Annotated in this window: 11 protein-coding genes and 3 pseudogenes; 10 read left to right on the forward strand and 4 right to left on the reverse strand. The window is 67.3% G+C overall.

The window, feature by feature from the left end:
- Nucleotides 1-3 precede the first annotated feature (3 nt).
- Nucleotides 4-726: pseudogene (locus ACFVT1_RS35325) on the forward strand (alpha/beta fold hydrolase).
- 109 nt (nucleotides 727-835) lie between these two features.
- Here ACFVT1_RS35325 and ACFVT1_RS35330 read toward each other — a convergent pair.
- Nucleotides 836-1,963: a low temperature requirement protein A gene (locus ACFVT1_RS35330; RefSeq protein WP_389803285.1), complete on the reverse strand. Its 1,128-nt coding sequence runs from the start codon at nucleotides 1,961-1,963 to the stop codon at nucleotides 836-838.
- A gap of 50 nt (nucleotides 1,964-2,013) precedes the next feature.
- Nucleotides 2,014-3,381 (reverse strand): dihydrolipoyl dehydrogenase family protein, encoded by a 1,368-nt coding sequence (locus tag ACFVT1_RS35335; protein WP_389803288.1) that lies wholly within the window; start codon nucleotides 3,379-3,381, stop codon nucleotides 2,014-2,016.
- Between the two features lie 249 nt (nucleotides 3,382-3,630).
- Between ACFVT1_RS35335 and ACFVT1_RS35340 the strand changes: the two genes are divergently transcribed.
- Both ACFVT1_RS35340 and ACFVT1_RS35345 read left to right on the forward strand, forming a co-directional pair.
- Nucleotides 3,631-4,209: a Dps family protein gene (locus ACFVT1_RS35340; protein ID WP_389803291.1), complete on the forward strand. Its 579-nt coding sequence runs from the start codon at nucleotides 3,631-3,633 to the stop codon at nucleotides 4,207-4,209.
- A 122-nt stretch (nucleotides 4,210-4,331) separates the two neighbouring features.
- The gene (locus tag ACFVT1_RS35345) at nucleotides 4,332-4,577 is read left to right on the forward strand and encodes a hypothetical protein (protein ID WP_389803294.1); all 246 of its coding nucleotides are present in this window, start codon (nucleotides 4,332-4,334) and stop codon (nucleotides 4,575-4,577) included.
- Between the two features lie 698 nt (nucleotides 4,578-5,275).
- Here ACFVT1_RS35345 and ACFVT1_RS35350 read toward each other — a convergent pair.
- Nucleotides 5,276-5,428 (reverse strand): annotated as a pseudogene (locus ACFVT1_RS35350) (DUF4158 domain-containing protein); the annotation flags it as partial.
- Between the two features lie 251 nt (nucleotides 5,429-5,679).
- On the opposite strand from ACFVT1_RS35350, the gene ACFVT1_RS35355 reads away from it, so the two are divergent.
- From ACFVT1_RS35355 to ACFVT1_RS35385, 7 genes and pseudogenes are all read left to right on the forward strand, one after another.
- Complete coding sequence (locus ACFVT1_RS35355) at nucleotides 5,680-6,105, forward strand: CoA transferase (protein ID WP_389803334.1); 426 nt, start codon at nucleotides 5,680-5,682, stop codon at nucleotides 6,103-6,105.
- A 105-nt stretch (nucleotides 6,106-6,210) separates the two neighbouring features.
- Nucleotides 6,211-6,387, forward strand: a pseudogene (locus ACFVT1_RS35360) (enoyl-CoA hydratase); the annotation flags it as partial.
- Nucleotides 6,388-6,654: 267 nt separating this feature from the next.
- Nucleotides 6,655-6,999, forward strand: coding sequence for an enoyl-CoA hydratase-related protein (locus tag ACFVT1_RS35365; RefSeq protein ID WP_389803296.1), 345 nt, complete (start codon nucleotides 6,655-6,657; stop codon nucleotides 6,997-6,999).
- 116 nt (nucleotides 7,000-7,115) lie between these two features.
- Nucleotides 7,116-7,853, forward strand: a complete 738-nt coding sequence (locus ACFVT1_RS35370) for an acetoacetate decarboxylase (protein WP_389803299.1) — start codon at nucleotides 7,116-7,118, stop codon at nucleotides 7,851-7,853.
- A gap of 27 nt (nucleotides 7,854-7,880) precedes the next feature.
- Entirely contained in the window at nucleotides 7,881-8,195 is a 315-nt protein-coding gene (locus tag ACFVT1_RS35375) for a hypothetical protein (protein WP_389803301.1), read from the forward strand.
- 300 nt (nucleotides 8,196-8,495) lie between these two features.
- On the forward strand, nucleotides 8,496-9,449 hold the full coding sequence (locus ACFVT1_RS35380; RefSeq protein ID WP_389803303.1) for a DUF5996 family protein: 954 nt from the start codon (nucleotides 8,496-8,498) through the stop codon (nucleotides 9,447-9,449).
- Between the two features lie 805 nt (nucleotides 9,450-10,254).
- Entirely contained in the window at nucleotides 10,255-11,298 is a 1,044-nt protein-coding gene (locus ACFVT1_RS35385; protein WP_389803337.1) for an alpha/beta fold hydrolase, read from the forward strand.
- Between the two features lie 192 nt (nucleotides 11,299-11,490).
- Here the strand turns inward: ACFVT1_RS35385 and ACFVT1_RS35390 are convergent, their stop codons facing one another.
- Nucleotides 11,491-12,969, reverse strand: coding sequence for an MmgE/PrpD family protein (locus tag ACFVT1_RS35390; protein WP_389803306.1), 1,479 nt, complete (start codon nucleotides 12,967-12,969; stop codon nucleotides 11,491-11,493).
- Nucleotides 12,970-13,597 lie beyond the last annotated feature (628 nt).

Genomic DNA, 13,597 nt, shown 5'->3' on the forward strand with positions numbered 1-13,597 from the left:
AACATGACCACGAACCCCACCCCCACAGCTGTTCTCGTGCACGGAGCCTCTCGGACGCCGCCAGTTGGACCGGGGTCATCGCGGAACTGCAGAACCACAGCATCCCCGTGGTCGCGCCACCGAACCCGCTGCGCGGCCTGGCGTCCGACGCCGCATACATCGCGTCCGTGGCTGCTCAGATCGACGGTCCGGTGGTGCTCGTCGGCCACTCCTACGGCGGTGCGATCATCTCGGTGGCAGGCGCTGCGGAGAACGTCGTCGGGCTGGTCTACGTAGCGGCCTACGTCACCGAAGAGGGCGAGAGTCTGGGCGAGTTGCAGGGCCGCTTCCCCCCTCTCGCGGCTCGTCAGCAACCTGAAGGAGGCGACGTACCCCGCGCAGGGATCGGAGCCTGCCGTCGAAGTCACCATCAAGGCCGAAGCGTTCCCGGACATTTTCGCCGCCGACGTCCCGGCCGCCGCCACCAAGGTCCTTGCGGCGGCGCAGCGTCCGCTGGCCGCCTCGGCATTCACGGAGACGGCCTCGGCCGCCGCGTGGAAGACCAAGCCTTCCTGGGCGCTCGTGGCCGGCGCGGACCAGGCGATCAACCCCGAGGTCGAGCGCTTCGGAGCCAAGCGGGCCGGGGCGACGATCGTCGAGATCGAGGACGCCTCGCACGCCGTGGCCGTGTCCCGGCCCAAGGAGGTCGCCGAACTGATCCGCGATGCGGTACGCGCGACGAGCTGACGAGGCGGCGGGCGGTAGGGCGGCCGCGCGGCGGCACTCATCACACGGTGAGTGCCGCCGCGCGGCCCTTTGGTCCCGGCACAGGGTGAGATCTTCACCGCGGGCTTCTTCACCGCTGTTCCACCGTGACCACCACGGCGAGGACCGCCAGCAGCGCACCGGCGGCGAGGGCAGGTGCCGGGAAGAAAGCGGCCAGCAGGACGCCGACCGCGGCGACGGGATACGGAATCCACTCGGCCACGGTTCTTTGATGGGGCCGGAGGTGTACGGCCCAGACGGTGATCAGGAAGACGGCCGCGGGGACGGTGACCCCCGCGCCCGCGGCCAACGGCGAGGCGTCCGTGCGACGCGTGACGTGATCGGCGTACGCGGCCAGGCCGGCTCCCTCGGCGGTCGCCGAAGCGAAGATCAGGTAGTGGCCGTAGGCCCAGGTGAATCTCCTGCGGTGGGCCTGGTGCGTCGTGGCAAGCAGGGTGTGCGCGGATCTTGCGAAGTACAGCCACCACATGGCGTAGACCATGAACAGGCCACCGGCCGCCACGGCGTACAGCGAACCGGTGCCGTGGTGCCGGTCGAAGGCGCCCCGGACGGCGACGGTGGCTGCCGCGACGGACTCTCCGAGGACGATGAGGGTGAAGAGTTCGTAGCGCTCGGCAATGTGGCGCGGATGCCATGGGGTCATCCCGGCGGACTGTGCCCACACCGGGACGGACACCTCGGCGACGATCAGCACCACAATGCCCGGCAGCCGCGCCGAGGCCGGGAGACCGAGCAGCCCGACCCAGCCGATCTGACACAGCGTCACTCCGGCGGCGAAGCGCAGGGCGGTTGGCCGCCGAGCGGGGTCGGAGCATGCGGCCCGCAGCCACAGGGCGGCCAGCGCCGTGCGCAGCACGACGTATCCGACGGTGATGACCCGCAGATCACCCTCCTCGAACGCGCGGGGAACGCCTGCGGCAAGCATGAGCGACCCCGTGATCTGGACCAACACCGTCAGTCGGTACAGGACGTCGTCCGGGTCGTAGGCGGAGGCGAACCAGGTGAAGTTCATCCACGCCCACCAGATCGTGAAGAAGACCAGCGTGAAGCGCAGGACACCGGTGGCGTACTCCCCGTCGGTCAGCGCCTCGTGCAGACTCCTGGACGCCTGCGCCACCGCGATGACGAAGCACAGGTCGAAGAGGAGCTCCAGCGAGGTGGCGGCTCTGTGCGGCTCGCCGGGGTCGCGGCCCGGCATGGTGCGCCATCGCCTGGGCGCCGGGGTCGCGTGGGCGATCGGGGGGCGGCTCAGCGGAGGGCTCCGAGCGCGGCCTCGACCGTCCGGTGGAAGGTGGGATACGTGTAAATCATGTGCTGGAGCCGGTCGACGGGTATTTCGGCGTGGACGGCCACGTTCAGTCCGTAGAGCACCTCTCCTCCCGCCGGTCCCGCCGACGTCGCGCCGATCAACACGCCCCGGTCCGCGTCCTCGACAAGCTTGATGAGCCCCTCGTTGCCCGGCCCGTGGATCCAGCCTCGCGTGGAGAAGGCGATGGGCAGCACACTGGTGCGTACCCGCAGCCCCCGCTCACGCGCCTGCCGCTCCGTCAACCCGACGGCGCCGATCTCCGGATCGGTGAAGGTGACGCGGGGCAGCGCCCGGTAGTCGGCGTCGGGACCGGGCTGTCCGAGGATGTCCCGGACGGCGATCTGCGCCTGGTACATGGACACATGGGTGAAGGCGCCTCGGCCTGTGATGTCGCCGACCGCCCACAGACCCTCCCCGGCCCGCATCTGCCTGTCCGTGTTCACGGCTCCCGCCGTTGGATCCAGCCCCACCGTGTCGACCGCCAGCGCGGCCAGGTCGGTGTGGCGCCCTGTGGCGACCAGAAGCCGTTCGGCACGAAGCGGCTCCCCGTCACCCTCAAGGCAGACGGTGAACTCGGTGCCGTCATGGCCGACCTGCCGTGCCCGAGCACCCGTGAGTACGGTGACTCCGTCCGCGCGCAGAACCTTCGCGGCCAGTTCCCCGGCTTCTGGTTCCTCCTGCGACAGCAGCCGGTCCTGCCCCTCGATCACCGTGACCGCGCACTTGAAGCGGGCGAAGACCTGGGCGAGTTCGACACCGATGGCGCCCCCGCCGAGCACGACCATCGACTCCGGCAACTCCTTGGCCGCCATGGCATCCCTGTTGGTCCAGTACGGCGTTCCCTCGAGGCCCGGCACCGGGGGGATTCGGGGCCGCGTGCCGGTGGCCAGCACGACACCGCGCCGGGCTTCGAACGTGCGGTCGCCGACCGCCACCCGGCGCGGCCCGGAGAGACGGCCCGTCCCCCGGACGAGCCGACCGCCCTTGTCCGCGAAACGGTCGGCGGCGACCTTGTCGTTCCAGTCGTCGGTGGCCTCATCGCGGATACGCCCGGCAACCCTGCCCCAGTCCGGAGTCACGACCGCTTCGCCGGCGAGGCCGGGCACCCGGCCCGCCTCGGCGAGCAGATTCCCGGCCCGGATCATCATCTTGCTGGGCACACACCCCCAGTACGGACACTCACCCCCGACGAGTTCCGCCTCGATCCCCACCACATCCAGCCCAGCTTCGGCCAGCGTGCCCGCGGCGTACTCACCACCCGGCCCCAGCCCGACGACCACCACATCCGCCTGCTCGTTCGCGCTCATGCCTGCCTCTCCTCGTTCCTCGGCTCCACGGACGTGGGCTGTCCCGCCGAGGCTAGATCGACCGGTCGAAGCCCCTTGCCCGCCAGCGCACGGATGCTTGCCCGGGAGCGAACGCCTGGCACGGGACACCGCGCACTGTGCACTGTGCACTGGCGGGCACTACCGCATGCGCTCCCGGTCAATGCGCCCTGCGTCGGGGCACCTAACGTCACTCGGGTACGTACAGCAAGGCACCACAGGAGGCGGACCATGACCACCAGTACCAAGCCCGTGAGCAGCAGCCAGCCGTGGCTGCACCAGAGGGGCGAGGTGATCCAGGAGTTCGGCACCGTCAAGCAGTTCCCGATCGGTCTGTCCTACGAGGCGCGGATGTACTCCTGCCAGCGCCTGAACAAGGTCCTGGCGGACACTCAGATCCTCTTCGGCCTCTACAAGAAGCATCACTGGCTGATGCGCGGCGCGACCTTCTACCAACTGCACCTGGTCCTGGACAAGCACGCGGGGGAACAGCTCGAACTCGTCGACACCATCGCCGAACGCGTCCAGTCCCTGGGCGGCGTCGCGGTGGGCGACCCCAGGCACGTCGCGGAGATCACATCGATCCCGCGGCCTCCGGACGGAGTGGAGGAAGTGCCGGCGATGCTGTCACGACTACTGGAAGCCCACGAGATCATCCTCGTCGAGGCCCACGACGCCGCCGCCCGGACCGGTGAGCTGGGTGACGACGGCACCAACGATCTCCTGGTCTCACAGGTGATCAGGACCGGTGAAATGCAGGCCTGGTTCCTGGCCGAGCATCTGGTCGACACCCCGCTCGTCCGCGCCTGAAGGATCCCGCCGGTCCGCGTCCGAAGGTGCCGGAGCGCGTGCCTGAAGGAGCATGAGCCGGCCCCGGACGACGACGTCGTCCGCATACGACGCAGCAAGAATCGGAGATCGTCGTCTCTGTATTGGACGGAGCGCTGTTCGACCGGGAGCGGATGATGGATCTGCGGCAGATGAAGGTCGTCGTCGCGGTGGCAGTCGACTCGGTGCTGGGACTGCCCGATCCACTCGATGTTGCTCGCCGCATGCTGCGCGGCATAGGTCGCCATCCGCAGCTCGCGAGCGTCCGCCAGGATCGGGTAGCCAGCCCACTCCGTGACGTCGAGACCGTCGTCGCGCAGAACTCGCCTGCGTCGAAAATCACCGTGTAGAGCCCAGACCGGCTGTCCGACGGGCGGCCTGGGTTGATTACCAGATCCGACCCAAAGTCAGGGTCACTGGGCACGACATAGAAGCCGTTGGTGGGCACATGCGCGACGCGCCGCCAAGTGAGTACGGGGCGCTGGGGGCGGGCGGAGGACAGCGCGGCTGACAGCCTGAAGTTTTCGCTGCTCTACGGCGAAAGTGCCGTGAATTGCATCAGGTGAGAGGACTCGCCCCTGGCTGGTAGGGGCGCCTGAGCAGGCAGGCGTCGGCTGCTCACAGCCCGGACGCGCCGACGACCTGCCCTGACCACAGGTCGGCCCCGCCCGCGTGACCTGCGGCAACCCCGCTCGTTCTCATCCAATGAACGATTCATTCGCCCTTCTCGCGGCGTGTTGGGGGTTGGCGTGGGCGGTTCCTCTTGGAATGTGCCGGGGGCGGCACCGTCCGTGTTTATCGTGGGCGGCGCTCCGCTGCTGCACCCGGAGACCCAGGTCTTCGAGGGCATGCTGGCGGGGTGGCGCGATCAGCAGCTGGCCCGGAATCTGAGCAAGGACACGATCGCGGACCGGCTCCTGGTGGTACGGCGGTTCCAGCGCTTCACCAGTGAGTGGCCGTGGACGTGGCGCCCTACGGACGTCGAGGAGTACACCGCCCACCTGCGGAGCGACGGGCGGGAGCGGTCACACTCCACGATCCGCGGCTGCCCCAAGCGGTTGTGGGCCCGCCTCTTGGACTCGATCAGCTCCCGGTCCGCGTCGTCCAGGAAAAAGAAGCGCTCCAGCTCCGTACGGGACGACGCCCCGTGATACGCCGCGTACGCGGCAGCCTGCTCATCCGTTAAAAACTCGACCGGCACCCCGGACCTCCAAACAGTCGATCAATACGACTGCCGAAGGTTCATCCTCGCAGAAGCCCAGGTCAAAGCCCTCAGCGAGGCCGGGCAGGCTTAGCGCCGGTTTTCGTTCCGATGTTCCTCGACCCCCGAAAACCCCCCCGCCCCCTCGACCGCTCCGACCCACCAAACGCCCTGGCCAACGCGTACCGCACCGCGGACGACCGCTGGATCCTGCTCGCCTTCGCCAACGAAGACAAGCAAGTCCCCTCTTCCTGCGGGCCATCGGCCACCCCGAAGCCGCCGAGGACCCCCGCTTCCACGACACCGCCGACCGCCGCGCCCACGCCTCCGAGATCGTCGACCTGCTGGACAAGCGGTTCGCCACCCGCCCCCTGGCCGAATGGCGCGAGGTACTCGACGCCGCCGGCCTCACCTACGGAGTCGTCCAGACACTCCAAGAATGCGCCCACGACCCCCAACTCCTGGCCAACCAGATCCTCGTGCCGATCGACGACGGCAGCAGCGAGCCACACCTGACCGTCAACAGCCCCGTCCACTTGGACCAGGAACAGAAGGTCCCCCCACGCCCGGCACCCGACCTGGGTGAACACACCGAAGCCGTCCTTGCGGAACTCGGCCTCGACGCCGACGACATCGAATCCCTGCGGACCGCCCAAGCGATTCCGCGCTCGCAGTGATCCGGAGCCAGCAGCACCCGGCACCAGACGACGAGCTCCCGAGGAGCCATCCGTCCTCAGCGGCCAACGTCCCATCCCGCACGGGGAAGACAGGGAATCAGCACCATGCCCACCACACCCACCTCCGATGCCCCCACGGTGCGCACCGAAGAACACGAGGGCGTCCTCGTGATCACCATCGACCGGCCGAAGGTGCGCAACGCCGTGGACGGCGCCACCGCACGGGCGTTGGCCGACGCGTTCGACCAACTCGACGCCCATGATGACCTGGTAGTCGGCGTGCTCACCGGCGCCGGCGGCACCTTCAGCGCAGGCAAGGATCTCAAGGCGTACACGGCCGGAGACACCCCCGTCCTACCCGGGCGGGGCTTCCGCAGGCCTCACCCGCTCCCAGCCCCGCACCCCCCTCATCGCGGCCGTCGAGGGCTGGGCACTGGGCGGCGGCTCCGAGATGGCACTCGCCTGCGATCTGATCGTGGCCGCCCAGGACGCCACCTTCGGCCTCACCGAGGTCACCTTCGGCCTCGTCCCCCCTGAGGGGGGGGCATCGTGCGCCTGCCCGAACGCATACCCCGCAACATCGCCCTGGAAATCCTCCTCACCGGCGACCCCCTGTCCGCCGCACGAGCCGAACAGCTCGGCCTCGTCAACCACCTCACCCCACCCGGCCAGGCCCTCAACAAGGCCCTGGAACTCGCCCACCGCATCGCGCGCAACGCCCCGCTGTCCATCGCCGCCGTCAAACGCGCGGTCAACGAGCGGACCGCATACGGCGACCGGGACGCCTTCCGCCAACAGGACCAGCTCGTCGCACCAGTCCTCGCCTCCCACGACGCACAGGAAGGAGCACACACCTTCGCCGAAAAGCGCCCACCCCACTGGGAAGGCCGCTGACCGCGGCCCCCCGGCAGGCACTCGTGGCGCGCACCCGCCGCAGCCCGCGCGGCCGGCTCGCCTCGCGGCCGGGCAGCACCACCGATTCACACACCACGCAGAACCCAGGTCCGACCATGCGCATCCAAGACGTGCGACAACAACTCACCACCCCGCTGGACGCCCCGGCCTTCCCTCCCGGCCCCTACCGCTTCACCGACCGGGAGTACCTCACCATCACCTACCGCACCGACCCCCAGACACTGGACCGCCTGGTCCCCGCGCCCCTTGAAGTCGGCGAACCGACCGTGCGCTTCGAGGTCATACGGATGCCTGACACCACCGGACTGGGCGACTACACCGAGGCCGACCAGGTCCTCTTCGTCGACTACGAAGGCGAGCGCGGCGAATACAACCTCGCGATGTACGTGAACGGCTTCCCCGCCATCGCAAGCGGCCGCGAGATCGGCGCCTTCCCCAAGAAACTCGGCACCCCCACACTCACCGTCGACTCCGGCACCCTGGTCGGCACACTCGACTACGGCTCACTACGGGTGGCCACCGCAACCATGGGCTACAAACACTCCCCGGTGGAGGCGAACCAAGCACGCGAGGAGATCTGCGCCCCGACCTTCATGCTGAAACTCCTGCCTGGATACGACGGCAGACCACGCATCTGCGAACTCGTCCGCACCCAGATCACCGACATCACCGTCAAAGGCGCCTGGACCGGGCCCGCCCGGCTCCAGCTCTTCCAGCACGCGATGGCCCCCCTGGCCGACCTGCCCGTCCTGGAAATCCTCTCCGCCCGCCACGTCCTCACCGACCTCACTCTCGCACCCCCCGAAGTCGTCCACAACTACCTCAATCGCTGAACCACCCCCACCCCACCGGGAACCGCCATGAACACCACACCTGCCCCGGCCGGGACCACCCTGGACACCTACCAGCGCCGGGCCGTCGCAGGCCCCTTCCGCACCTTCGCCCTCGGCGGCGGCCCCGGCGGCCTGCCCCACTTCCTGGAACACCTCGGCCCCAGCCTGCAGAGCCTGTGGGACGACCTCGGTACCCCCACATTCGACGAACCCACCGTCAGACTTCTCTCCCAGCAAGCCGTCAGCGATGTGCTGATCGACACGCTGGCAGCCCAACGCGACCAAGCACAGATCAAAGTCATGCACGCGCTTGGTGAGACCCCGCACGACGCTTCGACGTGAACCTGGCGGCACGAGCTGGAACAGGCAGACGTCTTCCACACTGGGGGGGCTTGCCAGGGCAGCACCGGGGTGCTCCTGGTGAAAGGTCCTGGTCACGCCGCAGATATCCAAGGTCGAGCCGTACGTGACGATCCGGCGTGGTCACCGTGCAAGATGCGCGGCTGCCGGCCCAGCACGTCGGACGCCCGGCGCCACCGAACGGGCAGGACCCTGACCTGCGTGTGAGAATTGGGTACCGGAGCGGGCACGGCACCTGACGTCCCCTCCCGCTCATCCCGTCGACACGCTGGGAGGCTCTCTGTGAGCGAACGTCTCAATGCGTGGCCGACGCTGGTCTACGAGGACCTGGCACCCATGGTCGACTACGTGAACCGGGTGGTACAGGTCGCAGGGAAATACACCCTCGACGAGCCCTTCGAAGTCGGCTGGGGAAACATCGTCCTCGATGTCACCCCCCGGGGGCTCAGTACGCCAACCCTTCGGCAGCGAGGCGTGACCTTCGCGGTGCACTACAGCCTGCTCGACGGTGACGTGGTCATCGAGGCCGACAATGGCTCGCGGACGGTGCCGTTGTCCAAGGGATCAGTCGCCATGTTCTATGCGTCCTTCTGCGATGCGGCAGACGAGCTCGGCATACACCGACCGCGCAGCTCGTTGATCTGTGAGATTCCGGATGCCCCGCCGCGCTTCGAGGCCGATCACGTCGAACGCACCTGGGATGGCCACTCGGCCCGGCTGATCTGGACAGCGTTGAACCTCGCCGCTGACGGGCTGGAGGCGTGGCAGGCCCCCTTCCTGGGACACCGCCCCCGGGTCGGTGTGATGTGGGGCGGCTTCGACCTGTCCGCCACGCGTTTCCGGGCGCAGCCCACCGTGCCGCCGCCCCACCAGCCGCCGTTCATGCAGAACGCCCAGCTCGACACGTACGTGTCGGTGGGATTCTCCTTCGGGGATGCCAAGGCGCCGAACGTCGGCATGTACGCGTACATCTGGCCCCAGCCGGACGGTCTCGAGGGTCGATCCTGGGGTGTTGAGGGCGCCGCCTGGCATCCCGACGCCGGTCTGGTTCGTCTGCCGTGGGCCGAGCTCAGGGAGACAGCGGACCCGCACCAGGCCATTGTGGCGTTCGGGGACGCCGTCTACGATGCCGCCGTCGAGACCGCAGGCTGGCCGTCCGACCTCGTCGGACCCCGCGTCGAGGGTTGGTACATGAGCAGGACACCGCCCGCGCTCGTCCAACACCAGCACGGCTGACTCAGGCCGAGATTCCTGACCCGGACGACCAGTGGGACCTGGGCCGCTTCAGCAAGCTCCACATCCGCTACGGCAAGGGAACCCGCGGCTCAGGCCCGCGCGAGCGGATGGTGCCGCTGCTCAACGGCGCCGACCGCATGCTGCGATGGTTCATTGAGGACGTCTCGGGCCCATTCGACGACGACCACACCCGTCCCGCAGCCCCGCTGTTCCCGTCCGGGCGCTGTCAAGTTGTTGAGTACGTCGGTGCCTGACGGCGCGTTGGGGCATGGTGGACTTGCGGTCCGGGCCTGTGGTCAGGCCGTGGTGGGCCGGCTGGCAGCTTGGGTGATCTGGTCCCAGATCGCGAAGCGGACGGTCATCTCGACTGTGGCGTGACCGGATTTCCAATAATTCCGTACGTCATGGTGCTTACCCCATACGGAGGTCGGTCGGGCCTGATGTAATCGGCGACGGACGATCGAGGATCGAAGGGGACATCATGCAGGCCAAGGAAACGTTTCGAAGAATTCATCTCCCTGGTTTTCGTGTGCCACCGATGGAACGTGAAACAAACAGAGAGCCCAATTTTGGCGATCTGTGCACGCCAAGACGGCGAAAATCGCGTCGGGTGCTCGAATCACTCCGGTGGAGCAATTCGTGATGCGCCGTCACTGCGAGCGGGTGTTGCATGGCTGAGGAGAAGCGTCAACGCCGACGGCTGCACCGACGAAGGTCCCCCAGTGCACCCGTCGGACGAATGAGAATTTCGACCCATTCGCTGCCAGGCCAGCCGCAGCCTCAACAAGGAGATTCGCCGGTGGATATGTCCGGGCCCCTGCACAGTCGTCGCCACTTCCTTGGCGCCTCAGTCGCGGCTGCGGCAGCCCAGTTCGGTATGGCTGGTGGTGCGCACACACAGTCCGAATCGGAAGGCCCTGATGCCTATTCCGCAGTTGATCCTGTGCCGCGTACAACCTTTGGTCCGGTGAAGCAGATCCATGCCGGAGATCTGAGTGTGGGGTACGTCGAGGCCGGACCTGTGAACGGGCAGGCGGTCATACTTCTGCACGGCTGGCCCTACGACATTCACAGCTACGCCGCGGTCACACCTTTGCTCGCAGCTAAGGGATACAGGGTGGTCATCCCTTATCTAAGAGGCCATGGAACAACACGATTCCTTTCAAGCGAAACGCCCAGGAACGCCCAGCAATCGGCGTTCGCTGCCGACATCATCGCCCTGATGGACGCCATCAGGATCGATAGGGCCATTCTCGCCGGTTATGATTGGGGCTCACGGACGGGCGGCATCATAGCGGCTCTCTGGCCCGAGCGTTGCAAGGCGCTGGTTTCCGCAACCGGCTACCTGATCGTAAACGTCGAAGCCAACAAGATGCCGTCACCACCGAAGAGTGAATGGGCATGGTGGTATCAATACTACTTCGCCACCGAAAGGGGTGTACTCGGCCTCGAAAAGTACCGAAACGATTTGGCCAGACAGGTGTGGCGATTCAATTCCCCGACATGGAATTTCAACGAAGCGACCTTCGACCGCACGGCTGCGGCTTTCCATAACCCGGATTACGTCAGCATCGTCATCGACAATTACCGCTGGCGACTAGGTCTCGCAAAGGGTGAGCGCCGGTACGACACCATGGAAAAGCGCCTCGCTGCGGCACCGGCAATCGATGTGCCGACGATCACCATTGACGGAGCGCACGATCCATTTACGCCTCCAGGGAACGGATCGACTTATCGCAAGAAGTTCACAGGAAAATACGCGCACCGGATCCTTAACACCGGACACAACCTTCCACAGGAGGCTCCGCAGGCCTTCGCGGAGGCTGTCGTAGAAGTCGATAGATTCTGATCGCGTCAGCTGGGGGCCCACGGCGAGGGCGGCCGCTCCCCGGCCCACACCGGGCCGGTGCGGGCCAGCCCCGTTTCAGTCCTCGAAGTGCCGGCCGGTCATTCAGCTGACCTGTCCGATCTACCCCACCCATTCAGTCCCTCTCACTGGTCATCGATGCTTCTTCCATGATCAGGAGTTACACCGAACGATTTACAGTCCCATCTCATCCAGAGCGGGCCGCACGGCGGGGGTGAGCAGGGCGGTCAGCTGGGAGATGTCGTCGAGGGCTTCGAGGCCGAGAACTGCGCTCTCGATGGCGGCCTGGCGGCCCGGGGAGACCACGGAGTGAGTCAGGCTGCGGTATTTGTCGACGATCTCCGCGTTGGTCAGGAGGCGGTCGCCGGTGCCGCGGGGGTGCCGGACGACCGCTTCGCACACCCCACCGTCTTTCAGGGTCAGACGCAACCGTGTAGTGAGCCTTTCATCGACCGGGAGCCGGTCGTACGCCTGTTCGTGGCGTGTTTCCGTGCGGTCGATCAGGTTCCACACGTCGTCGCGGTTGATCCGCCCCTCGGCGAACTGGTCGATGAGCACGTCCCCGTCGATGAGCGCCACCGCCACCGTGTAGGCCACGTTCATCTGGGCGCCAATCGGCTCGAGCGGGCGGACCGCCCGCCATCCTCCGTGTCCATAGGCGGCTTCCGGCAGGTCGATCTCGATCCGTTCGACCTGGTCGGCCGTCAGCTTATGCTCCGACCGCAGGTGAAGGGCAGCGTCGATGGCGGCGTGCAGCAGGCCCATGGCGGCGTACGCCTTCACCGCGATGCGCTCGGTCTCCCAGACCACGCCCAGGCCCGCGGTGATCTGTCTGGCGTCGGGCCTGTGCCCCTCTCCGAAGGTGGACAGGAAGCCGCCGTACTCCCGCTCGAAGACCCGCTTGATACCGACGTAACCCGACGCCGCGAGCGCGGCCGCGGTCAGGCCGTTGCGCGCGGCGAAGCCGTGCTGCATCCGCTTGACCATCGAATCGAACTGCGCCGACATCAGGCCGCACGACTGGGTGGCGGCCATTCCAAGGGCGTCCTCGAATCCGGCGGCGTTCAGCCCATAGAGCGTCCCAGCAGACACCGCGGCGCTGTGGGTACCAAAGACCACACCCGAATGCCAGCCGCGGGAGATCATCTCCAGGCCCCCCAGGGCCATGCCCACCCGTGGCCCCGTCTCATAGCCGAGGATCGCGCCGAGCAGGAAGCGGGACCCTGACACCTCGCCGACGTGCGGGACCGCCGCGAGCATGGCCGGCACGACCAGCGCATTGCTGTGCAACGGGGCGAGCGGGTGGTAGTCGTCGAGTTCGAAGCCCTGGATGAAGCTGGAGTTGAGCATCGCCGCCGACGGCGCGCTGGTCGTGCGGACTCCCCAACCGATCAGCATGGCGCTTCCGGCGTTGTCCAGCGCGGTGACCCCCTCGACGCCCTTGCGGGAGACGGGGAGCCTGGCTCCGACCAGGGCACAGGCGATGCCGTCGAGCAGCAGGTGCTTGGCGCGCTCGCGCACGGAAGGCGGCACCTCGCCCAGCGAGGTGCCAGCAAGCCAGGTGGTCAGCCGGCCGGTGGGACCCGCGGGGTCCGTGGGGTCGCCGTCGGCGTTGTAGGCCACCCGATCGGGCTTGGGTCCGGAGACACTCATGAGCTTTCTGCACTCCTGCCGTTTCCAGTATGGTCCTGAGTTCCTCGTCGCTAACGGCCGCTCATGGTGCCGCAGTGGAAGGCCCTCGAATCGTCAGCCCTGCGCACCTGTCGCCTGATTCACTGAGATGCCCGAGTCCCTCAAGGGCTGGCGAGTCCTGCGAAGGCTCCGCTGCAACACCAACCGCATCACCGACCTGTCAAGGCCCTCCTCATCCTTCACCGCGCATCAACGTGAGAATGGAAAGGGCTCACAGATAAACCGTGCCCGGGAGCTGGGTACCGCAAGTTCCGGCCGGTGTTCAGTGTGGCGCGGAGGTGGGCGGGCCAGCGCACTGTCAGTGCAGGCGGGGTCATGTGCCCGTGCACTCTCGGAACAGCACGAGGATGGGGCCGGAGCTACCGCCCTTGGGGCAGGTCGGCGACATCGGGAATGAGGGCGGAGGGTGTCCAGCAGCTTTGTGAGGGCTGCGTGTTCGGCTCTGCGTTGCATCAGCCAGACGTTGTTGTCCTTACGAGCTGGTGCGTGATAGCGGGTGATGTGTTCTTGCTGGTGGGTGGCATGATCCGGATGTGGCGATCATGCTCAGTCGGACGGTTCTCGCGCATCAGGTGTTCACAGGGGTCTC

The sequence above is a fragment of the Streptomyces sp. NPDC057963 genome, assembly GCF_042887155.1.
Lineage (GTDB): Bacteria > Actinomycetota > Actinomycetes > Streptomycetales > Streptomycetaceae > Streptomyces.